The sequence below is a fragment of the Corynebacterium curieae genome, from assembly GCF_027570035.1.
Taxonomy (GTDB): Bacteria; Actinomycetota; Actinomycetes; order Mycobacteriales; family Mycobacteriaceae; genus Corynebacterium; species Corynebacterium curieae.
In genome coordinates this window covers 44,828-66,561 of sequence record NZ_JAKMUU010000004.1, presented here as the reverse complement: position 1 = coordinate 66,561, position 21,734 = coordinate 44,828, and the positions used below count along the sequence as shown (strand labels likewise).

The window sequence follows — 21,734 nt, the reverse complement described above, 5'->3', positions numbered from 1 at the left end:
ACACTGGCTGCCATACACTAACCGTCTACTCAAAGGAGTGATCATGGGCGATTTGGAAAACAAGAAGGACGGCCTCGTAGGCAAGGCAAAGGAAGCCTACGGCGAAGCTACCGGCAACGAGGATGTAGCTAATGAGGGCAAGGCCGACCAGGTCACCTCCGAGGCTAAGGACAAGCTTTCTGACGCCGCTGAAGGCGTTAAGGACAAGGCCAATGAGGTTATCGGCGGCCTGAAGGACGACTAATCCTCGTCTCTCGTTTCCGCATATCGCTGCGCTGGCACCCCGCCGGCGCAGCGATTTTGTCGCTCGGGCCCACTCCCGTAATCTGGAACGCGGTGGCGTGTCCGAGCGGCCGAAGGTGATCGCCTCGAAAGCGATTGTTGGGTAACCCCCAACCGCGGGTTCAAATCCCGCCGCCACCGCACCGAGATCCCGGCCTGTTTGTACAGGTCGGGATTTTGTTTTGCCTATTATGCGGCAGGCTCCTGGCCTCGGGTTGGCTGGCCGTCAGCTGTGAAAACTGGGACGCAGGTGGCTTCGCGATAGGGGATTAGAGGGTATGGCCACTACACTAGGGCAAAGTTCAACCCGTTCCCCACGCGAATGCGAAGGTACATCTACCCGTGGCTAAATTGCTTTATCGTCTTGGGCGTTGGTCTTTCCTCCATAAGTGGAAGGTCATCGTGGCATGGCTGCTGCTGCTCGCCGCCGTCGGCGGTGCCGCCGCCCTGCTGATGAAACCGATGACGAGCGAGTTTTCCATCAAGGGAACCCCGTCCATCGACGCCACCTACAAGACCATGGACCTCTTCCCAGAGGGTGGCAACCCTGCCAACTCGCCCTCGGTCAACGTGGTCTTTAAGGCGTCGGATGGCCAGAAGCTTTCTGATCCCGCTAACCGCGAGGCCATCGATGCCACCATTTCCTACCTCGAGGACAACCTGGAAATGGGTGATACCACGCGCTTTGGCAACCCGCTTGAGGTCTCGCCCCGCCTGCAGGATCAGGTCATCCACCAGTTCACGGATATGGGGCTGCCGGAAGCATCCGCCCGCGCGGATGCCGATAACCTCGCCATGGTCAATGATGATGAGACCATCGCGTATACCACCTTCAATTTTGACGCCGAGTCCCCCTATAGCGTCGATCAAGCGGACAAGGACACCGTCACCGAGGCGATGAACATCGCCCGCGACCGCGGCCTTACGGTAGAAGGCAATGGCGCCGGCTTCGGCGATGAAATCGCGGTCAATTCCACCTCCGAGATCATCGGTCTCGGCGTCGCCTTCTTCGTGCTTATCTTTACTTTCGGCTCGCTGGTGGCCTCGGGCATGCCTTTGGTTTCTGCGGTCATCGGCGTGGGACTAGGCGCGCTGGGCATGCTCATTTCCACCCATTGGATTGAGCTCAATAATATGACCCCGGTCCTGGCCATCATGATTGGCCTTGCCGTGGGTATCGACTACGCGCTGTTCATCCTTTCGCGCTACCGCGCCGAGCGCCGCCGCATGGACGGGCCCAATGCCGCAGGCATGGCGGTTGGCACGGCTGGCTCCTCTGTGGTCTTTGCTGGCGCGACGGTCTTTACCGCACTCTTTGCGCTCCTCATCGCGCGCATCGGCTTCCTGACGGCAATGGGCTTGGCCGCCGCTGGCACCGTGGCCATCACTGTGTTGGTCTCCCTCACGCTCATTCCCGCGATGCTTGGCCTGCTGGGCGATAAGGCTTTCAACGGCCGCATCCCCGGTGTGGCCGGCAACCCGACCCGCAAGGGCAAGCGCCGCCGCGGCCCCACCATGGGCAACCGCTGGGTGCGCTTGGTGCAAAAGGTTCCCGGCCTGGCCATGGCGCTGGTTGTGCTCTCCTTGGGCGCTATGACCGCGCCGGTTCTCCAGATGGAGCTCGCCCTTCCGGCCGATACCACCTCTAACCCCGATACCACCCAGCGCAAGGCCGCCGACATCATGTCCGAGGGCTTCGGCCCCGGCGTCAACGGCCCCTTCCTCGCTCTGGTTGATGCCCACACGGTCAACGCGGAGTCCGGCGCCCTAGCCCCGCTTGTCGACGCCCAATCCCAGCCCGAACCAGCGCCAGAGCGGGCACCGGAGCCGGACGCGGAGCCTGCCCCTGAGGCCCCAGCGCCAGAGGAAGCCGTGCCCGAGGACGCTGCACCAGAGGACGTTGCGCCGGAAGACGCAGCCCCTGCGCAACCGCAGCAGGATCAACCCGCGGCCGAGCCGGAGATCGCCCCGGCCGCTGAGGTTGTAGATACCGCGGAAGGCGATGCGGATAATGCCTCGCCGGAGGACAAGGCCGCACTCGCGTCCTTCCTCTATACCGCAAATCAGCTCAAGAGCCTGGGCGGCGTCAAACACGCGCAGATCGTCGGCCTCAGCGAGGACAAGCGCGCCGCACAGATTATGGTGACACCGGAGACTTCGCCCACGGACGCCGCTACGGTCAACGTCGCGCACGCGCTGCGCTCGGCCACTGGCGAGATCGAGGATGCCACCGGCACCGAAATCGGCCTCACCGGCCTGACCGCGGTACAGCTCGATATCACCGAGCGCCTCGAGGAAGCCATGGCACCGTACTTGGCCATCGTCGTAGGCCTAGCCATCGTGCTGCTGCTTTTGGTCTTCCGCTCCATCCTGGTCCCGCTGGTTGCCGGCTTGGGCTTCCTGCTGTCCGTCGGCGGCGCCTTCGGCCTGACCGTGCTGGTGTGGCAGGAAGGCCTGTGGAACTTGGTCCCCGCGCCAGGCCCGCTGATTTCCTTCATGCCGATCTTCCTCATCGGCGTGACCTTCGGCCTCGCGATGGACTACCAGGTCTTTTTGGTCACCCGCATGCGCGAGCATATCTCGCGGCATCCGGAGGGCACCGGTGGGCGGTATAGCGCCGTCGACGAAGCCACCATCACCGGCTTTACCCAAGGCGCCCGCGTCGTTACGGCCGCGGCCATCATTATGATTTCGGTCTTTGTGGCGTTTATTAACCAGCCGCTGCCCTTCATCCAGATCTTTGGCTTTGCCTTGGCCGCCGGCGTGCTTTTCGACGCCTTCTTTATCCGCATGACCCTCGTCCCCGCGACCATGTTCCTCATGGGCCACGCGACATGGTGGATGCCTAAGTGGCTGGCCAAGATCTTGCCCACTCTAGACATTGAAGGCACCGCCCTCGAAGAAGAATGGGAAGCTAAACACGCCACCCCAGCCCCTATCCCCGCAGATGAGGAAGAAGAATAGAAATGGACTTGAGCTTCGACGTCGGCAAGCGCCTGCCCGAAGGCCCCGGCAAGCACGGCCGCAGCGGTGTCATCCACACCCCACACGGTGATATTCACACTCCGGCTTTCATCCCGGTAGCCACCAAAGCGACGGTAAAGACACTGACCCCGGAGCAGATTCGCTCCACCGGGGCACAGGCCATCTTGTCGAATGCGTACCACCTCTACCTGCAGCCGGGCCACGACATCGTGGATGAGGCCGGCGGCGTGGCCAAGTTTGAAAACTGGCACGGCCCGACCTACACCGACTCCGGCGGATTCCAAGTGATGTCGCTGGGCGTGGGCTTCAAGAAAGTCCTCGCGATGGATATCGCGGATCTCAGCGATAAGGACATCCGCGCTGCCAAGAAAGAACGCATGGCGCAGGTGGACGAGGATGGCGTGGACTTCAAATCCGTCATCGACGGCTCCAAGCACCGCTTCACGCCCGAGAAGTCCATGCAGATCCAGCACGGGCTGGGCGCGGATATCATGTTCGCCTTTGACGAGCTGACCACGCTGGTTGATACGCGCACCTACCAGGAAGAATCCGTCGCCCGCACCCACCGCTGGGCCAAGCGCTGCCTGGATGAGCACGACCGGCTCACCCGCGAGCGCGCCCACCGCCCGAAGCAGTCATTGTGGGGCGTTGTCCAAGGCGCGCAATATGAGGACCTGCGCCGCCAAGCCACCCGCGGCCTGCTCGACCTTGACCGCGCCGCCCGCGAGGAAGACAAGCGCGGCTTCGGCGGCTTCGGCATCGGCGGTGCGCTGGAGAAGGAAAACCTAGGCACCATTGTCGGCTGGGTCTGCGATGAGCTACCCGAGGATAAGCCGCGCCACCTGCTCGGCATCTCCGAGCCGGACGATATCTTCACCGCCGTCGAGGCTGGCGCCGATACCTTCGACTGCGTGGCGCCCACCCGCCTGGCGCGCCGCGGCGGCGTCTATACCCTCGACGGCCGCATGAACCTCACCAATGCGCGCTTTAAGCGCGATTTCGCCGGCGTCGACGAGGAATTCGGCGGCTACGTATCCGAAAATTACTCCCGCGCCTACCTGCACCACCTGCTCAAGGCGAAGGAATTCCTCGCCGGCACGCTGTGCACCATCCACAATGTGGAGTTCATGATCCGCTTGGTGGATAATATCCGCGCTGCCATCGACGGCGGCTACTATGAGGCCTACCGCGATGAATTCCTCGGCCGGTACTACGCCGGCAAGTAGTCCTCGCGCTTCTTCACCCACTTAATGACGGCGGCCGTCACCGGCAACATGACGGCCTCCATCAGGGTCTTCCACACGAAGCCCACCAGGACGTAGTTGATGAACCCGCCCACGGTATCCACGCCGATAACCGGCGCGGCGATGGCGCAAAACAGCAGCGTATCGCCGAACTCGCCCACGACGGTGGAGGCGATAAGGCGTGTGAAGAGGCCCTTTTCGCCCGAGCGTTTCTTCATCGCGGTCAGCGTCCAAGCGTTCAGCAGCTGGCCCACCAGGTAGCCGGCCAGCGAAGCGGCCAGGATCTGCGGCATCAGACCAAGCGTGGCGGCGAAGGCCTCCTGGCCTTCGTAGAAATCGGCCGCCGGCAGCCAGATAGCGATATAGAAGCACACGGCCGCCAGGATGGCCATCGCGAAGCCGATATAGACCGCGCGCCGCGTGGATTTGAAGCCATAGCACTCGGAGAGCACATCGCCGACGATATAGGCCAGCGGGAAGAGGAAGAAGGCGCCGTCGGTAACCAGCGGGCCGAGCTGGACGCCCTTGGTGGCGTTGATATTAGAAATCAGGAAGGTCACCACGAACACGGTGACCAGCCAGGGATAGAGCGTGGAGCGGACGGGAATGAAGCGCACCTCAGCGCCGTTCGATTTTTCCATGCCCGCCATTGTGCCAGCCCGTAGACTATGGGCATGAATTCCGCGACCATCGGTGCCGGCCGTTACGCGCCGAGCCCCTCGGGCGATCTGCACTTTGGCAACCTCCGCACGGCGCTTCTGGCGTGGCTTTGTGCCCGATCGACGGGGAGGCGCTTTGTGGTGCGCGTGGAGGACATCGATAAGCAGCGCTCCTCCCAAAAAGCGGCCGAGCGCCAGCTCGCGGACCTGCGTGCGCTCGGCCTGGACTGGGACGGCGAGGTTATCTACCAGCACGATCGCGACGCCGCCTATGAACAGGCCCTGGCCCAACTGCCCACCTACGAGTGCTATTGCTCCCGCAAGGATATCCGCGAGGCCTCCCGCGCCCCACACGCCATCCCCGGCCAATACCCGGGCACCTGCCGCAACCTCACCGAAGACCAGCGCGCGGCCAAGCGCGCCGAGCTTGCGGCCCACAACCGCAAACCCGCCCTTCGCCTGCTTGCCGACGCCCCTATTTTCACCATCCACGACGCCCTCCACGGCACCTATACGGGCAACGTGGATGACTTCATCCTGCGCCGCGGCGGCCAGGATACTGGCTGGGCCTATAATCTGGCCGTCGTCGTCGACGATGCCTACCAAGGCATCGACCAGGTGGTCCGCGGCGATGACCTGCTCTCCTCCGCGCCGCGGCAGGCCTACCTCGCCTCGCTGCTCGGTATCGAACCGCCGGAGTATATCCACGTCCCGCTCGTGCTCAATGAATCCGGTGAGCGCCTGGCCAAGCGCGATGGCGCGGTGACGCTGCGGGAGATGGGGGAGGAGGGGGACGTTGTCAAGCAGCTGGCGGCCTCGCTGGGGTACAAGGCCGCCAGTGCCGCCGAGCTGCTCGCGCAATTCGAGCCCGACCGCTTAAGCCCTGACCCCTATACCTGGCGCGGGTAAAATCTGAACCCATGGAAGTTCTTCTGGTGCTCATTGGGCTCATGCTGCTGACCGTGTTCGTCGTCGCCATCGGTGACAAGATTGGGCTGCCGTGGCCGGCGTTGCTGACGATTATTACCGCCTGCGCCGTCTTTGTACCCGGCCTGCCCCAGTTCGAGCCGCCGACCGAGCTCATCCTGCCCATTTTCCTGCCGCCGCTGCTGTGGGCGCTCGCCCGGCGCACCTCGTGGGGCGTAATCCGCGAGCAATGGGTGACCATTTTGAGCCTGTCCGTGCTGCTGGTTGTTGCCACCACGCTGGCCGTCGGCGCTACGGCTTACGCCTTCCTGCCGGGCATTAGCCTGGCCGCCGCCATCCTTATCGGCGCGGCCATCGCCCCGCCGGACCCCGTCGCCGTCGACGCCGTGGCCGAGCCCGCCGGCATCCCGCGCCGCATCATCACCACCTTGCAGACCGAGGGCCTGTTTAACGACGCCGCTTCTATCGTCGCCTTCAACCTGGCCTTGACGGCCGTAACCCAAGGCGATGAGCTCTCCTTCGGCGGCGGCGTGCTCAACTTTTTCTACTCCGCACTCGTCGCCGGCGGCCTAGGCTGGGTCGTCGGCCGGCTGGTGGCGCTGTTTATTACCCACGTCCATGACGTCACCGCGCGCAACGCACTGACGTGGGTGACGCCGTTTGCCGTCTACCTTATCTCGGAAGAGCTCGGCGCCTCGGGCGTTATCGCCGTGGTTATCGCGGCCGTAGAACTGAATTCGCGTGCCGATATTCAGGCCGAGGACCGCCTTTCCGGCCAGTCTTTTTGGGAGACCGTTGAGCTGCTTTTTACCGGTGTGGCCTTCGGACTCATTGGCCTGACGGTCAATACCGCCATTGGGGAGGTGGGTTCGGACCTGTGGCACTCGGTGGTCGTGGGCGTCATCTTGTCCCTTGTGGCCTTTGTCGTCCGTTTGGTGTGGATGTACATCTATTACCGCATCAACGTCTCGCGCGGCCGCCCGCGGGTGGCGCCGCTGCGCCTGCAAGAAGTGCTGCTGATGACGTGGTCCGGCATGCGCGGCCTAGTCACCCTAGCGCTGGTGCTGTCTATCCCGGCCGGTGTATTCAGTTTCCACCACGAGCTCGCAGTCATCGCGCTGACCGTGCTGCTGGTCACGATGGTGGTGCCCGGCCTGCTCTTGCCGTGGCTGATGGAGCGCCTTGACCTGACAGAGGCCTCCCAAATCGCCAGCGATAAGATGCGCGCCGCCGTGGTGGCCCGCGCGCGTGCGGCCAGCATCGATGCCCTGTCGCACTTTAGGCCCGATGGGCATATCGCACCCGACGCCGAAAAGATCGACCCGGAAATTTCCGCCAACGTTATCCAGTGGTTCGAGGACCGGCTGGGCGATGGCGAGGATGTTTCCGAGGATTCCCGCAAACAGCGCGCCTGGCAGGCTCGCCACGTGGCGTTGGAGGCCCGCCGGACCGCCCTGGCTGCCGCACAGGAGGAACTGCTGCGCATGCGCGGCTACCGGGCCTATAACCCGGCCATCGTGGATGAGGTGCTCGAGGAAATCGACCGCATGGTCTTGGGCACTAAGCGCCACTAGGCTGGGCAGCATGGATCCCTTTGACTATGCCCAGCTCGAGGATGCGCTGGATTACCTCTACGACTTCCTCGATCAGGACCTGGCGGACCGCGTGCGCACAGAGCGCGAGTACGTTCCGGACGGGCTGGAGGGCCTGCTTGCCGACGACTCCCTCGACGACTATGTCTGGCTCTGGATCAAAGACCCAGGCCCGAACGGATTCCGGCAATACTTGCGCGATGGCGGCTATTCCGAGGCCGAAGTTACCCAAGCTTTCCTCTGGGCGCGCACCGAGTGGGCAATGAATACTCCGCCGCACGTTGCTTGGCTGAAGGCGGATGGCTACGAGCCGCCGGCTATTGATTAGCGGCACGTGGGGCGTCGGCTAGCGCGGCGTCGGCTAGCGCCGGCCGAGCTCTGCGTTCGGGCCAGGAAAAATAAAAGAATCCCGGCTCCGTTGCTATGAAGCAGGAGCCGGGATTTCCTCTGGCGGAGGATGTGGGATTTGAACCCACGAGGGGCGTGAACCCCGCACGCGTTCCAGGCGTGTGACATAGGCCGCTAGTCGAATCCTCCGAGAAGAAACATTAGCAGCCGTGGCAATTATTTTACCAATCGCCAGGTCAACCAAGGTTTTCGGCGGTTTTCGAGGATTGCTTAACCCACAATGGGGTCAGGGTGCTGTTGGCGCCGAGGAAGCGCGGCCGAAGGCGTGGAGGTGCCGGTGGCCCATTTGGCTAAACCGGCGCGCGGGCGTTAAAGTATGAGACAGGATTCCGCGTGGCGTCCATCCTCTGAACTCCCCCAGGGCAGGAATGCAGCAAGGGTCAGGAGGCTCTGGCGGGTGCGCGGGGTCCCCTTTTTGTATGGCGTGCGTTACTATTGGGGGCTAAAAGTCGCCCTATAGATGGAAGGTAGACATACGCATGTCGCTTCTTACTTTGGAATCGTCCGAACTAAACGAGCTCGCCGCCCAGGTCCGCAAGGATTATGCGAACCTCAAAGCACAGGGCCTAAATTTGGACCTGACCCGCGGCAAGCCAGCGAAGGCGCAGCTGGACCTCTCCAATGACTTGCTCGCCCTGCCAGGGCTGGGGCGCTATACCGACGCGGCCGGAAACGACCTGCGCAATTACGGCAACCAAAAGGGCATCAAGGACCTGCGCGATATTTGGGGCGAGCTGACCAACATGGACCCCGAGCTGCTCGTAGCCGGGGATTCCTCCTCGCTGAACATCATGTTCGACCTCATCTCTTGGGCCTATATCTTCGGCACCAACGATTCCGAGCGCCCATGGGGCAAGGAAGAAAAGCTCAAGTGGATCTGCCCCGTACCGGGCTATGACCGCCACTTCGCTATCACGGAGCAATTCGGCTTCGAGTTGGTACCGGTGCCAATGGAGGAAGACGGGCCGGATGTAGAGGCCGTCGAAAAGCTGGCGAAGGATCCGGCGGTCAAGGGCATGTGGGTAGTGCCGGTGTTTGCCAACCCCACCGGCGCCGTTATTTCTGAGGACAAGGCCCGCCGCCTCGCCCGCATGGAGGCTGGCGCGCCGGATTTCCGTATCGTGTGGGATAACGCCTACGCCGTGCACACCTTAACCGAGGAATTCCCGGAAATCCTGCCGATTCTGGACATCGCTGCGGAGGAAGGCAACCCGAATCGCTTCTGGGCTATGTCTTCTACCTCGAAGATCACCTTCGCCGGTTCGGGCGTAGGCTTTTTCGGCTCTTCCAAGGACAACCTCGAGTGGTACCTAGAGCACGCCGGCATCCGCGGCATCGGCCCCAATAAGATTAACCAGCTGGCGCACCACGAGTTCTTCGGCTCTGCCGAGGGCGTGCGCGCGGTGATGCGCCGCCACGCAGCGCTGATTAAGCCCAAGTTCGATGCCGTGCTGCGCATCCTAGAAAAGCGCCTCGGCGAGTACGAGGTGGCGCAGTGGACCAACCCGAAGGGCGGCTACTTCATCTCCCTCAACGTCGTCGATGGCACCGCCAACCGCGTGTGGGAGCTGGCGCGCGATGCCGGCATCCTGCTCACCCAAGCCGGCTCGGCTTACCCTTACGGAAAGGACGATAACGACCGCAATATCCGCCTCGCCCCCACCCTGCCGCCACAGGAAGAGGTCGAGGCCGCCATGGATGGCGTCGCTACCTGCGTGCTGCTCGCCGCCGTGGAGAAGCTGGGGGCCTAATATCAACGCCGATGAGTCTGCCCTGTGGTTGAGCGAGATTATCCCGGCGCAGCTGGAGTTCCGCTACGTCGAGGAGCGCCGGCTAGGCCTTGCCTCGCTTGCCGACGCCCAATCGCTCGCCCTTACCACCACCTTCAACAACACCGACACCGGCCTGCAAAGCCAGGACGACGGTGCCGATGTGCGCTGTGAGCTGCTCACGGTGGCGCGCACCGGGCAGCCCGAGGTAGCCGCCGCCGTCAACGCCGCGGCCGCTACCTTCGAAAAGGCCGATGGCCTGCTGCCGGCGCAGCCGGGCGTGATGCTGCCGTCCATCCTCGACATCCCAGGCGTCACCGTGCACCACGGGCTCTTCATCGCGCCGTACCTGTGGGGCGGGCAGACCCCGCAGTTTCGCGAGGAGGGCCGCCTGACCCTCATCTTGCAGCTAGTCATGCTGACGGATTCGGAATATGCGTTTGGGGTCGAAGAGGGCGTCGGCAAGCTGCAGGGCGCGGTGGCCGAGCAGGGCATTGACCTGCTGGACTGGTCGCGCGAGGGTTAGCCGGTAAACTGGCTAACCGTGGCTTTATACCGGAAATACCGTCCAGCAACGTTCGCGGAGGTCGTGGGCCAAGAGCAGGTCACCACGCCGCTATCCGCCGCCCTTGATGCGGGGCGCATCAACCACGCCTACCTCTTTTCCGGCCCGCGCGGCTGCGGCAAGACCTCCTCGGCGCGGATTATGGCCCGCTCGCTCAACTGCGAACACGGGCCCACCTCGACGCCGTGCGGCAAGTGCGATTCCTGCGTCTCACTCGCCCCCGGCGGCCCCGGTAACTTGGACGTGACGGAGCTTGACGCCGCCTCGCACAACGGCGTGGAGGACATGCGCGAGTTGCGCGACCGCGCCTACTACGCGCCGGCCGAATCGCGCTACCGCATCTTCATCATTGACGAGGCGCACATGATCTCGCCCTCCGGTGCGAACGCGCTGCTCAAGGTGGTGGAGGAGCCGCCCGAGCACGTCATTTTCATCTTCGCGACCACGGAGCCGGAGAAAATCATCGGCACCATTCGCTCGCGTACCCATCACTATCCCTTCCGCCTGCTGACCCCGCCGGCGATGAAGGGCCTGCTGCAGCGCACCGTTGCGGCCGAGGGCGTACATGTCGAAGACGCCGTGTACCCCATGGTTATTGAGGCGGGCGGCGGCTCCCCGCGCGATACTTTGTCTCTGCTGGACCAGCTGCTGGCCGGCGCCGGGCCCGATGGCCTAACCTATGACCTTGCCCGGCCGCTTTTGGGTGTCACCGATGTCTCGCTGCTTGACGACGCCATCGAAACCCTCGCCAACCAAGACAAACCCGGCCTTTTCGCGATGGTCGACCACGTCATCGAGGCCGGCCACGACCCGCGCCGCTTCGCCGTCGATTTGCTCGACCGCCTGCGCGATTTGATGATCCTGCAGGCCGTGCCCGGTGCCATCGACGCCGGCCTCGTCTCCGCGCCCACCGACCGCGCTTCCGTGCTTACCGCCCAAGCGCAGCGTTTTTCCGGACCGCAGCTGACCTACCTGGCCTCCACGGTCAACGACCGCATCAGCGACCTCACCGGTGCGACCTCTCCGCGGCTGCTGCTGGAAATCATGTGTGCGCACCTGCTTATCGGCTCTACCGGCCCTGCCGCCTCCGTGGCGGCGCCAGGAGCGGGGGCAGGCACGGCCGCGAGTGGGGCCCCTGGTGCAGCTCCTGATGCCACCCCCGCCGCGGCCTCGCCCGCTCCGGCCGGCCCCGCGACCCCAGGCGGCGCGCCTGCGGCCAACTCCGCCGTCGCCGGCGCCCAAGACCCTCAATCCGCCGCGGCCGCCATCATCGCTCGCCGCCGCGCCAAGTCCCAGGAGCAGCAGGCTTCTGCGCCATCCTCTGCGCCGGCCGCCGAGCCGCAAAGCCCGCAGAAACCACAGAACCAGGAGCGGCAGCCGCAACAGCAACCGCAGCGGGAAGAACCAGCCGCGCCTAAACAACCGACACAGCAAGAGGCCGGGGACCCATGGCAGCGTGAGCGGCAAATCCCGCAGTCAACGCCGGCCCAGCCGGATCCTCACGAACCGTTGGAAAAGCCCGTGCCGGCCCGTGCAGAGGAATCTGTCGAGGAAACCAAGCCGGAATCAGGGGCGGAGCCTGGTGCAGAGAAGGCGTCGGAAATGGCGCAACCGCAGGCAGCGAAGGAGCCGGAAGGCGACTTCGCGGAGGCCGTGAGGGAGAAATGGGTGGCGTTGAGAGGGAGCGTCGGAAAGCGGAACAAGGTGGCCGAAATCATGCTGGCCGAAGCCCGCGTACTTGGTTTCCGTGATGACACCCTGACGCTGGGGCACACTACCGGTGCGCTGGCCGAGCGCATCAACGCGCCCGCCAATAATGCTGTCATCGTGGAGGTACTCAAGGAGGAGTTCCAGCGCGATGTGGCCGTGAACTGCGTGGTGGGCACCGACCCGAAGACCGCCGGATTCGATGCGCCGCGGCCGCCGCAGCGCAAGGAAGCGTGGACGCCGAATCAGCCGGCGCGCGAGCCTGCTGACGACCAGGAGGCGGAGAGTAAACCAGAAAGCAAGCCTGGGTGGCGCTCGCGCATCGCACGGGCGACGCAGGCCGCCAAGCAGCGCGATGAATCGCAGTTCAGCAACGGCGTGCCGCTGCCGCCCGAACCCGAACCGGATATGTATGAGGCACCGCCCGAGGAGCCGCCGGCCTATACCCGTGATGACGAAGAACGCGACATGATGGAGGCCGCGCAGTCCACCGGCGAGATGGATCATCGCAGCGCTACCGAGGTAGCTATGGAGCTGCTGGAGCGCGAGCTGGGCGCGCGGCGTGCCTGACCCAGCGAGCACGGTACACTCGGGCGGTAGCGAAATTTACGGTTGATTTAGAAAGGAAACAACATGGCTGACCAAGACCCAATGCAGCAGGCAAATGACATGAACGACCTCATCGCGCAGGCCGCGCAGGTGCAGGCGGACCTGCAGAAGGCGCAGGAAGAAATCCTGGCCACCAACGTCGAGGGCCAGGCAGGCAACGGCCTGGTTAAGGTGACCATGACCGGCGGCGCCGAGCTCGTGGACCTGCAGATCGATAAGTCGGTCGTGGACCCAGAGGACGTCGACACCCTGCAGGACCTGGTCATGGGTGCGTTCAAGGAGGCCCACGCTGCGGCCGGCCGCCTGGCGCAGGAGAAGATTGGCCCGCTGTCCCAGGGCATGGGCGGCCAGGGCGGCCCGTCTTTTGAGGATGTCTTCGGCGGTAACCAGTAGCCCGCGCGATACGATAAAAGGCCGTTGCCCCGAGTTGGGGCCGCGGCCTTTTGCTGATTTTGGGAGAAATTGATGTTTGAAGGACCTCTGCAAGACCTCATCGACGAGTTTTCGCGCCTGCCGGGCATCGGCCCGAAGTCGGCGCAGCGCATCGCGTTTCACGTTTTGCACATGGAGCCCGAGGACATCGAACGGCTACAAAACGCGCTGGGCGCGGTGCGCGATGGCGTGACCTTCTGCCGCATTTGCTGCAATATTTCCCGCGAGGATGTCTGCCGCATCTGCATTAACTCGCAGCGCGACGCCTCTACCATCTGCGTGGTGGAGGAGCCGAAGGATATCCAGGTCATCGAGCGCACCGGCGAGTATGAAGGTCGCTATCACGTATTGGGCGGTGCGCTGGATCCACTGGCGAACGTGGGCCCGCGCGATTTGAACATTTCCACGCTGCTGCAGCGCCTGGGTGGCGTGCTGCCGGACCGTGAGCTGGCAGATTCCACCCCCGAAGCCCCGCTTTACGACGCCACCCCCACCATCCACGAAGTCATCCTCGCCACCGACCCCAATACGGAGGGCGAGGCAACCGCTGCGTATCTGGTGCGGTTACTGCGCGACTTCCCTGATTTGAAGATCACCAGATTGGCCTCCGGCATGCCGCTCGGAGGCGATTTGGAGTTCGTGGACGAGCTCACCTTGTCCCGCGCGCTCTCTGGCCGCCTGACCATTTAGCACGTTGAGTGCCCCGGCCAGTGGCCTGCGTGCGTGCGCGGGTGAGCGCGGATTAAGGTACGGCGGCCGTGGGCCCGGTTCGCGCGCGGCCGGTGAACACCGGCGGTCCGTGTGGCCCGTGTGCTTTGCTGGCCTTCGTGGGCGGGAGCCAACCGATTCGACCGCGAATGCGCGCCATTCGGCCGCGGCCCGGCAGCCCGTTGATGGAGTTGTGATACGGGCACAATAGCGTCATGTTCTCGGGGTGGGTGTGGCCGCCGCGGGAGTATTCGATGAGGTGGTGGGCTTGGCATTCGGCGGCGGGGCGTCGGCAAGCGGGCCAGGCGCAGTGGGTGCCTTCGGCCTCGAGCATGCGGCGCTGCTTCGCGGAGGCCTGCCGGGTGCGGTAGAGGTTGACTGGGCCGCGCTCGGGGTGGATGAGCGTGAAGAGGCCGGCGCCGGCTAGGGTGCGGCGGATCAACTCGGTGCCGGTGATGGTAGCGCCGTTGGTGAGGGCGAGGCGGATTTCGTCGCCGTCGCCAGCCAGGATTTTCAGGTACTCCGGCAATTCGATGATGACATTAGTGGTCACGGTCGCGGGTGCGGCGGCGCGCGAACCGGTGAGCCAGGCCAGCGGGTCGGATTTGGCCGCGGCCCAAATATCGGCCATTTGAGCGGCGGGGCCGGTAAAACTCAGGGTGGTTTTCTCACCGTGCATGATGCGACGGCCGCCGTCTTCGCGCTTGGGCGGCGGGTTGATTTCGCGCAGCAGCCGAGTCGCCGCGCGCGAGACCTGCGCGGTGGTGCCAGCGGTGGCGCATAGCTTCTCGCGGAATTGCCAGCGCTTGGTGGGGTCAGAAATGCCGCGCGAGCGGCGGGCGATGAGCGCGAGGGTCTCCAGGCTGTGTTGGTTGCGGCGCGCGGCGGCAAGCGCGCGGGATTGGTAGCGCGAGTGGCTGGTGGGTGAGAGGAAAGCCGCGGCGGTGCGGCGCAGGGTGCGTGCCTGGTCTGCAGGCAGGGGCAGGCTGGAGGCGGCGTGGGCCTCTTCGAGAAGTTCCACGCCGCGCTTAGCGATGTCGCCCAGCTGCTCCAATAACGTCATGCCCCGCAGCCTATGGGCGGGGGCAGGCGGCTACAAGGGGTAACGGCCGGGCCTGTGGATAACTTGGGGTGTTCGCGGCCGCCGGGCGAAGTTATCCACAGGCGTGGGCCTATCTTTGGGAGCGCGGGGGCTCAGAGGCGTTGAAACGTTCGACGCGCAGGCGGTCGACGGCCGGGATCTCAATCGGCTCGAGGTCCGCGAGGGCCACGCCCATGGCTTGGGCGAGGAGGAGATCGGCCAACTGCGGGTTTCGGGCCAGCGCCGGGCCGTGCATATAGGTGGCAATGACGCTTCCCTGGACGGCGCCTTCGTAGGTGCGCTGGGCGGAGCCGTCGCTGAGATCGGCGGTGGCGGCTTGGTCGGCATTGCCATTGCCGCGGGTGAGCGTTCCGAGCGGCTGCGCGGAGGGGCCGAGGATGGTGGCGCCTAGGTGGTTTTCAAAGCCGGTCAGCGGCTCGGTGAGGTTTGAGGTAATACCGGCGCGGGTGGGCTCGGAAGCCACCTCGCCGATGGCGCGGTCCTGCATGCCGGCCGTGGTGGCGTCGAGCAGCCCGACGCCGTCGATAATGCGGCCGGAGGCGCGGAAGGATTCGCCGAGGACTTGCAGGCCGGCGCAAATGGCAAAGACGGGGCGGCCGGCGTTAGCGGCGCGGGTGAGGCCGCCATCGGAAATTAGGTGGTCCGCGGCGAGAATCTGCGCGGTATCTTCGCCGCCGCCGAGGGTGTAGATGTCCAGCGTTTCGGGCACCGGTTCGCCCAAGCGGATGGGGTGAATCTCCGCCTTTAGGCCGCGCATGCGGGCGCGCTGGCGCAAGACGAGGGCGTTGCCGTCGTCGCCGTAGGTGCCGAGGACGTCGGGAAGCACTAGGCCGATATTAAGCATTGGTGGCCTCCTTGGAAAGCGCCTTCTTCAAATCGCGGAAGGCGGTGTAGTTGGCGAGGACCTCGATGCGGCCCTCTGGGCAGGCGGTGAGCGCGTCCATGGGATCGGGGATGAGCTCGTGGGAAATATCGGCGTAAACCAGGCGCACGGCCAGATCGGCGCCGCGCTCGCCGGCGGCCTTGACGCTTAAGCCATTGAAGCCTTCGAATTTCACGTCCCAGAGCCAGGACATGTCGATGCCATCGGCCACCTGGCCGTTCGTGGCGATAACCAGGCCATCGGCGCTGCGGTCCACCATGGACAGCGCTTCTTGCCAGCCGGCCGGGTTCTTGGCCAGCAGCAGGCGAATCTCGCGGCCCTTCCAATGGATGGTGGAGTAGCGGCCGGCGACGTCGTCGATGCTCTCGGCGGCCGCAATGGCCTTATCCAGGTCCACGCCAAAGCCGGCTACGGCCGCGGCAATGGCCTGGGCGGCGTTGCCACGATTGGCACGGCCCGGCAGCGCTAGGTTCAGCGGGCGCTTGGCGGTGGGGGTGATAATGCCATGCTTATCGACGCCCCAGGTAGGCTGCGGCCGACGGAATTCGCGGCCGTCGGCAAGCGGCTTAACGGCGTACCAGTCATCCTCGGTGCGCACGACGTGCCCGCCGGTGCGTGGGCACGTGACGGAATCGCCGAGCCATCCGGCGCCGGCCGAGACCCAAATGACGTTCTTGGCGTCGTAGGCCACGGAGGTCATGAGCACATCATCGCAGTTGGCGATGACGAGCATGTCCGGATGGGCCTCCACGGCGCCGCGCAGGGCGCGCTCGATCTTGTTGATTTCTCCCACGCGGTCCAGCTGGTCGCGGGTGAGATTAAGCAGAACCAGAACCTGCGGGTTGAGGCTATCGGCCACGTGGGGCACGTGGAGCTCGTCTACCTCGAGCACGAGGTGGGAGGCGTCTTTGCCGGCCATGAGCGCGGAGATGATGCCGGCATCCATGTTGTCGCCGCCGTCGTTGGTGGCTACGGTGTGCTCGGCGCGGACCGCGGCGGCCAGCATGCGGGTGGTGGTGGACTTGCCGTTGGTGCCGGTAACCAGCACGGCCGGGCGCCCACCGCCTAGGTTGTTCATGATCGAAGGGTCAATGGCATTGGCGATTAGGCCACCGATCATTCCGCCGGCGCCACGGCCGGTGGCGCGGGAAGCGGTGGTGGCCAGCTTCGCGGCGGTGGTGGCGGTGGTGGTGCGCAACTTCTTTAACGCACCCGGGACTCTAAAACTCATGTCCCCTAGGGTAGTCGGGCGGGCGGCCTAGTCGTTCTTTTTCCCCGCCGAGCCGCCAGAATTTCGCCGGCCTCTGCCCCGGCCACCGCGGCCGCCTCGGCGTCGGCGGCGTTTCTGGTTCTTGCCACCGCCCTTCTTGTTGTTCTGCGGCGAGCGTTGGGGCCGCGGTGTGGGGTTGGTGGATTCGGGTTCGGGCTCGGCGTCTTCGATGCGGGTGAGGGCATCGAGAAAGGCGGCGTCCGACATCAGTGGAATGCCTTTGCGGTGAGCGTGCATGGGCTTGCCCACCAAGTCCGTGGTGACATTGCAGACCACCAGCGAGGACTCGCGGGTGAGCTTCTCGGAATAATTGAGCTCCTCGCGCATCAGCGCGGCGATGATGGTGTCCGGATCCTCGAGGATTTCCGGGGCGACGACGATTTCCATGCCGCGGCGCAGCTCCTTGCCCGGCTCGTATTTGCCGGGGTTGTGGTGCTGGACCGGGGCTTCGGCGGCGTCGACGCGCACGTGGGAGCGTTGCAGGCCAAAGCGATCGGCGCGCACGTCATCAGGGGTATAGCTGCGCACCGTGCCACCGTGTTGCTTGCGGTAGAGCGCGATGAGCAGCTCGGTTTGCTCGCGGGAAGTCTCCGCTTCGGGCCGGCCGGCGCGCTCCACCGAGGCCTCCGGCGTGGCGTCTAGGCCGCTCTGCTTGGCGACGCCCCCTAAACGCACATCATTCGACCGCACCTGCTGCGCATAGGAGGTGGCCAGGGTATCGATAATGCGAACCGGCGTGGGCACATGCCCGACCTTTTGGCGTCGCCGGCGGCCCTTGTTGCGGCCGCGGTTGCGGGCGCGATTTTGGCGGGCGGCGGCCATCATGGCGCGACGGGCCTCGGCGACGAGAAAGCCCCAGGTATAGGGGAGATCGTGGACGATGAGCGTGCGGCCATCGATAAGCTTGTCCAGCGATTTAAGGATTTTGCCAAAGGCGGGTGCCTGCTCAATATCGGTGGTACTCAGCCCGTGCAGGTGGCGCGGGCCGGCATCGACATCGGGCTTGAGGACGGCGTGGAAGAGCTGGCCGTGTTCGCCGGCGTCGTTGAATGCGATGGCGTCGATAGTCACGATGCGCCCCGTCGTGGGATGGATGCCGGTGGTCTGCAGGGTCAGCGCCACGTAGGGGTAGTCGGCCGCATCGGTGGATGAGTCGGCCTGCTGAGGCTGCTGTGGCTTCTTGTTAGCCGCTTCCGGTACGGCCGGTCGCTCGTGGCGGGCAGGTGGGTGCGGCTTCGGTTTCGGCTTGGGCTTCGCGGCATCCGGTTCGCCGGACGGCCGCACTGCGCGGCGTGGCCTAGCGCGCCGCTGTTCCGTGCCCGGTTTGGGCGTTGCGGACCTGGCTGCGTGGCGCGAAGCCACCGTCGCGGGCGACGGCGCTGGGGCCGATGCCGGCGCGTGCTGCGGAGAGGGGCCAGGTGCGTTGTTCATTAAACTCAGTGTAGTATCCCAAATTTCGCGCAGGGGGACAGGGCGCGCCGCTTAATCTTCCACAACGATGACAATGACCTTCGGCGGGGTCGTTGACTCCTCGGGCTCCTCAGGTCGTCCCGGTTCCTCCGGCTCTGCTGGATCGAGCGGTACCAGGGGCACGTCGGGTCCATCCGGTGCGCTGCGGTCCGTAGTAGGCAGCGCCGGTTTCGGTTCTACGGTGACCTCTGGCTCCGGTTCGGGCGTGGGCTCGAGCTCAGAGCCTGGGATAGTGGTGCTTGGCACGGTGGTATCCGGCGCCGGGTCAGGCTCGGGCTCCGAGGTCAGCAGCGTAGACGTCGTCGTAGGTGTGATCGGCTCTGAGGAATTAGGTCCCGAGGACTCTGGCTCGGGCTGTGCTGATGCGGATGCAGGCGTAGGCGTAGACGAGTCTGCAGCCTGGGTTGGTTCAAGGGTTGGCTCGTTTGTGGGGGAGCTGGTTGCGGAGCTAGAAGGCTCTGCCGTCTGATTATCTGTTGAGGCTGCGGCGGTGGTTTCAGCCTTCGCCTTTTCCGAAGTTGTCTTTGTCGAGACTGGCGTGTTCGAGGTCGGTAGATCGGACGGCTCGGCAGGCGAGGATATCTCTGTGGGCGTCGTGGTCTTCTTTGGAGCTTCAGTAGATGCAGTGCTCTCCGTGGACGTCGTGGCCTGGGAAGACTTGGCGGCCTGGGAAGACGAGGAGGTTGCGGTCGGTGCCTCGGCCGCAACCTGGGGCGTGGGTTCAGAGCTGGAAGACGGCGTCGAGGTCGCCTTGGTTGGAGATAATTCGGACGCCGGTGCTGAGGTGGGGGATGGGTCGACGTTGTTGGCCGGGGCCATGGCGGCAGCGGCGGCGCGGGAAATTGTCTGAGAATCTGTGCCCTGGTGCTTGCCAAGGTGTTCGCCGCTGTGCGTGTCACGGCGGTTCTCGTGGTGGTTGGCAACGGGGGCCTTGGCACGGCCGGTATGAGTGGGGTGCGCCGTCCTCGACGACTTAGACGGCTGCGATGCCTGCAGCGTGGAGGTTTGGCGCTGGGTTGCCTTGGAGGGGGAGTCGGTAAGCGGGTGGTTGGCTGAGGACGTGGAGGTGCCGCTGGTGGGGCCGGCATCGTGGATGCGCGGCGTGGCGGGGTGCGCGGGGTGCTTGGGGCCAGTGCCCTCGAAATGGGAAGAATCGATGGTGGAGGGGTTGTCTTCCGGGGCGGGTGAGGTGGAATGCGCGGTGGTGTCCGAAAGAGCTTCGTCGTCGCTGAGCAGGTTAGTGGCCACGGTGGCCCCGCCGCCGACGAGTACTGCTACCCCGGCCGCGGCGAGAAAACTTGAAGTCATAGCGCCAGAAGCGCCGGCGGCAGCAGCAATTTCGAAGCCACCCACTGCGGTAGAAGTGCCTGTAGCGGTAGCGGCAGCGGGGGCGGTGGGCACGGCGGATGCGGCTTGGGCGCGCGCGGCGGTGGCCGCGGACATCACGGCGCTTCCACCAGCGATAGCGCCCAAGATTAAGCCGGCGTGGTGCTTATTGGCCGCGTTGTGCGCGTAGATAGTGAGCGCGGGCTGGTTATCGGCATTGTAGTGGAAGTAACCATGGGCAATTGCGAGGCGGCCGGTCTTGGTGCAGTCGAGCACGGAAGGCGCAATCTCGCGCGCTGCTTCGCGAGGGAGGGAGCCCAAGAAGGTGCTATTGATATAGACATCGACCGTGTGGCGGCGCAGGAATCCCCGCGTGCGCAAAGAGACTAGGTAGTGCTCTTCAGCCTCAGGGAAGGAGATGACGTCCTTGGCGAAATCGGTCAACGTCGCCGCTGCTTCACCCTGCAACATGGTCCAGCGTTGTGCGGGCGGGTTATTGGCGGGGATGCACAGGTGCGGGGCCGGCATTAGTAGCTCGAGTGTGGGCCACTCTTCACCGGAGGCATCCGTCATGCTCAGGTGTGCGGTCACGCGCGGGTGCAAACCGGCACCGAGGATCCAGTCAAATAGCGCGTAGGCTTGGGAATCGGCGGTGCTGAGGTGGCCAATGAGGGAGTCACCGACCGAGATTGCAAAGCCTTGGTTAGCGGTGCGCGGGCCGAGCTCGGCGGAGAGGTAGCCGGCCTCCGAGGCTGTTGCCTCGAGTAGATCGCTAAAGATTTCCGGCGAAACATCCGCGATGGGCAGGTTGTGGATTACGCCAAAACCGTGGTCAGGGACCACGTAGGTGGCGGAATCCAGTGCAGTCATGGCGACCTTTCCTCGCGAGACAATGATAACACCGTATTCTAAGCACTACCTTGGGCTATTTCCAATTCCCGAGGAATGGAAAATGGGGTGCTGGCCTGCCTAAAGTATTTAAAGAATCAATAAGATAGCGCCAATGAGCGCGGCGATGCCGAGCACGGCGAGAACGATAGGCCACCAACGGCGACGTGGTTCAGGCTTATCGATGCTCACGGCGCGGAAGCTGGTGGTTTCGAAGGTCTCGGTAGCGGCGGGGGAGGTTGGGGTGGCGTCGGCAAGCGAGGCTTCCAGCGAGTCCGGCAGTGGCGGGCCCGCGTAAATGCTGAGTACGCGGCCGGTGCTGCGCGGGGCATGGTAGGCATGGGCCAAGGTTGTGCCCTGCTTGGCGACGTCCACTCCATCCAACCGCCCCACCAGCCGTGGGCCCAAATAAGCATCGGCGCCGGTACCGGCGGCGCTGGGGGTGAGGGTGACCAATACATGCATGCGGGCCTGGGCAGGGATGTCTAGATCCGCGGGGAGATCGGTGATGTTGATGGGCGGGGCGTAGCCCAACATCGTCCACGGGCCCGCCGGCGGGTTATTGGCCGGCAAACAGAGCCCCGGCCGGGGAAGGAGCAGCGAGAGGGAGCCATCGGGCTGCGGTGCGGCGGTGGCCGCAGGAGTGAGCCCGGCGCGAAAAAGCAGATCAATCTCGGGGTACTCGGCGCGGTCGGCGCTGGTGATGTGCCCGATGGGGGAGTCGGTGCGCACCTGCAAGCCGCCGTCCTTACGGGGTGCCAAGGTGACGGTGAACTCCCGGTTTTCCTTCGTCTGCGCACCGTAGATGGGCAGCGCCTGCACGGCGCCTAAGCCACGGTGGGGGATGAGGTAGGTAGAAGAAGGCATACCCACCCTTCTACCACGCCGCGGCGCGGCGCCGACGTGCG

General features: G+C 64.7%; 18 protein-coding genes, 2 tRNA genes and 1 other RNA gene. 13 read left to right on the top strand and 8 right to left on the bottom strand.

From position 1 onward, the window contains the following. Positions 1 to 43 precede the first annotated feature (43 nt). The 4 genes from L8V01_RS07810 to tgt all read left to right on the top strand — a co-directional run bounded on the left by L8V01_RS07810 (position 44) and on the right by tgt (position 4,493). Entirely contained in the window at positions 44 to 244 is a 201-nt protein-coding gene (locus L8V01_RS07810; RefSeq protein ID WP_269946524.1) for a CsbD family protein, read from the top strand. A 91-nt stretch (positions 245 to 335) separates the two neighbouring features. Next, positions 336 to 423 (top strand) — tRNA-Ser (locus L8V01_RS07805). Positions 424 to 624: 201 nt separating this feature from the next. Then, positions 625 to 3,246: an MMPL family transporter gene (locus L8V01_RS07800; protein ID WP_269946523.1), complete on the top strand. Its 2,622-nt coding sequence runs from the start codon at positions 625 to 627 to the stop codon at positions 3,244 to 3,246. Between the two features lie 2 nt (positions 3,247 to 3,248). Beyond that, complete coding sequence (gene tgt, locus L8V01_RS07795) at positions 3,249 to 4,493, top strand: tRNA guanosine(34) transglycosylase Tgt (RefSeq protein ID WP_269946522.1); 1,245 nt, start codon at positions 3,249 to 3,251, stop codon at positions 4,491 to 4,493. On the opposite strand, the gene L8V01_RS07790 is transcribed toward tgt, so the two are convergent. After that, a complete protein-coding gene (locus tag L8V01_RS07790) occupies positions 4,478 to 5,152 on the bottom strand; it encodes a queuosine precursor transporter (RefSeq protein ID WP_394371652.1) in 675 nt (224 codons plus the stop codon). The genes tgt and L8V01_RS07790 overlap by 16 nt on opposite strands. A gap of 33 nt (positions 5,153 to 5,185) precedes the next feature. On the opposite strand from L8V01_RS07790, the gene gluQRS reads away from it, so the two are divergent. Genes gluQRS through L8V01_RS07775 form a run of 3 tightly spaced genes read left to right on the top strand, consistent with a single transcriptional unit; the run spans position 5,186 to position 8,017 of the window. Continuing rightward, positions 5,186 to 6,079: a tRNA glutamyl-Q(34) synthetase GluQRS gene (gene gluQRS, locus L8V01_RS07785; protein ID WP_269946520.1), complete on the top strand. Its 894-nt coding sequence runs from the start codon at positions 5,186 to 5,188 to the stop codon at positions 6,077 to 6,079. 11 nt (positions 6,080 to 6,090) lie between these two features. Continuing rightward, a complete protein-coding gene (locus L8V01_RS07780) occupies positions 6,091 to 7,671 on the top strand; it encodes a cation:proton antiporter (RefSeq protein WP_269946519.1) in 1,581 nt (526 codons plus the stop codon). A 10-nt stretch (positions 7,672 to 7,681) separates the two neighbouring features. After that, positions 7,682 to 8,017, top strand: a complete 336-nt coding sequence (locus L8V01_RS07775) for a hypothetical protein (protein WP_269946518.1) — start codon at positions 7,682 to 7,684, stop codon at positions 8,015 to 8,017. Positions 8,018 to 8,137: 120 nt separating this feature from the next. On the opposite strand, the gene L8V01_RS07770 is transcribed toward L8V01_RS07775, so the two are convergent. After that, positions 8,138 to 8,226: transfer RNA gene (locus L8V01_RS07770), tRNA-Ser, on the bottom strand. Between the two features lie 191 nt (positions 8,227 to 8,417). Between L8V01_RS07770 and ffs the strand changes: the two genes are divergently transcribed. The 6 genes from ffs (at position 8,418) to recR (ending at position 13,869) form a co-directional block, all read left to right on the top strand. Then, positions 8,418 to 8,516: signal recognition particle sRNA small type (gene ffs / locus L8V01_RS07765), an RNA gene on the top strand. A gap of 60 nt (positions 8,517 to 8,576) precedes the next feature. After that, positions 8,577 to 9,848 (top strand): aspartate aminotransferase type Ic, encoded by a 1,272-nt coding sequence (locus L8V01_RS07760; protein WP_269946517.1) that lies wholly within the window; start codon positions 8,577 to 8,579, stop codon positions 9,846 to 9,848. After that, the gene (locus L8V01_RS07755; RefSeq protein WP_269946516.1) at positions 9,796 to 10,392 is read left to right on the top strand and encodes a suppressor of fused domain protein; all 597 of its coding nucleotides are present in this window, start codon (positions 9,796 to 9,798) and stop codon (positions 10,390 to 10,392) included. Before L8V01_RS07760 ends, L8V01_RS07755 begins: the two co-directional genes overlap by 53 nt. Before the next feature lie 18 nt (positions 10,393 to 10,410). After that, positions 10,411 to 12,708, top strand: a complete 2,298-nt coding sequence (locus L8V01_RS07750; RefSeq protein WP_269946515.1) for a DNA polymerase III subunit gamma and tau — start codon at positions 10,411 to 10,413, stop codon at positions 12,706 to 12,708. Positions 12,709 to 12,771: 63 nt separating this feature from the next. Then, the gene (locus L8V01_RS07745) at positions 12,772 to 13,140 is read left to right on the top strand and encodes a YbaB/EbfC family nucleoid-associated protein (RefSeq protein ID WP_005327377.1); all 369 of its coding nucleotides are present in this window, start codon (positions 12,772 to 12,774) and stop codon (positions 13,138 to 13,140) included. A 72-nt stretch (positions 13,141 to 13,212) separates the two neighbouring features. Continuing rightward, entirely contained in the window at positions 13,213 to 13,869 is a 657-nt protein-coding gene (recR, locus tag L8V01_RS07740) for a recombination mediator RecR (protein WP_005323161.1), read from the top strand. A 52-nt stretch (positions 13,870 to 13,921) separates the two neighbouring features. On the opposite strand, the gene L8V01_RS07735 is transcribed toward recR, so the two are convergent. The 6 genes from L8V01_RS07735 to L8V01_RS07710 form a co-directional block, all read right to left on the bottom strand. Next, complete coding sequence (locus L8V01_RS07735; protein ID WP_269946514.1) at positions 13,922 to 14,950, bottom strand: HNH endonuclease signature motif containing protein; 1,029 nt, start codon at positions 14,948 to 14,950, stop codon at positions 13,922 to 13,924. A gap of 109 nt (positions 14,951 to 15,059) precedes the next feature. Continuing rightward, a complete protein-coding gene (locus L8V01_RS07730) occupies positions 15,060 to 15,833 on the bottom strand; it encodes a type 1 glutamine amidotransferase (RefSeq protein ID WP_269946513.1) in 774 nt (257 codons plus the stop codon). Next, the gene (locus L8V01_RS07725) at positions 15,826 to 17,103 is read right to left on the bottom strand and encodes a Mur ligase family protein (RefSeq protein ID WP_269946512.1); all 1,278 of its coding nucleotides are present in this window, start codon (positions 17,101 to 17,103) and stop codon (positions 15,826 to 15,828) included. The genes L8V01_RS07730 and L8V01_RS07725 overlap by 8 nt, the downstream gene beginning before the upstream one ends. Positions 17,104 to 17,130: 27 nt before the next feature. Next, positions 17,131 to 18,426 (bottom strand): DNA polymerase III subunit epsilon, encoded by a 1,296-nt coding sequence (locus L8V01_RS07720; protein ID WP_316987071.1) that lies wholly within the window; start codon positions 18,424 to 18,426, stop codon positions 17,131 to 17,133. 198 nt (positions 18,427 to 18,624) lie between these two features. Continuing rightward, entirely contained in the window at positions 18,625 to 20,808 is a 2,184-nt protein-coding gene (locus L8V01_RS07715; protein ID WP_269946510.1) for a hypothetical protein, read from the bottom strand. 108 nt (positions 20,809 to 20,916) lie between these two features. After that, positions 20,917 to 21,693 carry a hypothetical protein gene (locus L8V01_RS07710; RefSeq protein WP_269946509.1) on the bottom strand — a complete coding sequence of 259 codons (777 nt, stop codon included), beginning with the start codon at positions 21,691 to 21,693 and terminating at the stop codon, positions 20,917 to 20,919. Positions 21,694 to 21,734: the final 41 nt, after the last annotated feature.

Bases quoted from the DNA above. Each gene is read 5' to 3' on its own strand.
- L8V01_RS07810 (WP_269946524.1), top strand. From the start codon at position 44: ATGGGCGATTTGGAAAACAAGAAGGACGGCCTCGTAGGCAAGGCAAAG.
- tgt (WP_269946522.1), top strand. From the start codon at position 3,249: ATGGACTTGAGCTTCGACGTCGGCAAGCGCCTGCCCGAAGGCCCCGGC.
- L8V01_RS07790 (WP_394371652.1), bottom strand. From the start codon at position 5,152: ATGGAAAAATCGAACGGCGCTGAGGTGCGCTTCATTCCCGTCCGCTCC.
- gluQRS (WP_269946520.1), top strand. From the start codon at position 5,186: ATGAATTCCGCGACCATCGGTGCCGGCCGTTACGCGCCGAGCCCCTCG.
- L8V01_RS07780 (WP_269946519.1), top strand. From the start codon at position 6,091: ATGGAAGTTCTTCTGGTGCTCATTGGGCTCATGCTGCTGACCGTGTTC.
- L8V01_RS07775 (WP_269946518.1), top strand. From the start codon at position 7,682: ATGGATCCCTTTGACTATGCCCAGCTCGAGGATGCGCTGGATTACCTC.
- L8V01_RS07760 (WP_269946517.1), top strand. From the start codon at position 8,577: ATGTCGCTTCTTACTTTGGAATCGTCCGAACTAAACGAGCTCGCCGCC.
- L8V01_RS07755 (WP_269946516.1), top strand. From the start codon at position 9,796: ATGGCGTCGCTACCTGCGTGCTGCTCGCCGCCGTGGAGAAGCTGGGGG.
- L8V01_RS07745 (WP_005327377.1), top strand. From the start codon at position 12,772: ATGGCTGACCAAGACCCAATGCAGCAGGCAAATGACATGAACGACCTC.
- recR (WP_005323161.1), top strand. From the start codon at position 13,213: ATGTTTGAAGGACCTCTGCAAGACCTCATCGACGAGTTTTCGCGCCTG.
- L8V01_RS07735 (WP_269946514.1), bottom strand. From the start codon at position 14,950: ATGACGTTATTGGAGCAGCTGGGCGACATCGCTAAGCGCGGCGTGGAA.
- L8V01_RS07730 (WP_269946513.1), bottom strand. From the start codon at position 15,833: ATGCTTAATATCGGCCTAGTGCTTCCCGACGTCCTCGGCACCTACGGC.
- L8V01_RS07725 (WP_269946512.1), bottom strand. From the start codon at position 17,103: ATGAGTTTTAGAGTCCCGGGTGCGTTAAAGAAGTTGCGCACCACCACC.
- L8V01_RS07715 (WP_269946510.1), bottom strand. From the start codon at position 20,808: ATGACTGCACTGGATTCCGCCACCTACGTGGTCCCTGACCACGGTTTT.
- L8V01_RS07710 (WP_269946509.1), bottom strand. From the start codon at position 21,693: ATGCCTTCTTCTACCTACCTCATCCCCCACCGTGGCTTAGGCGCCGTG.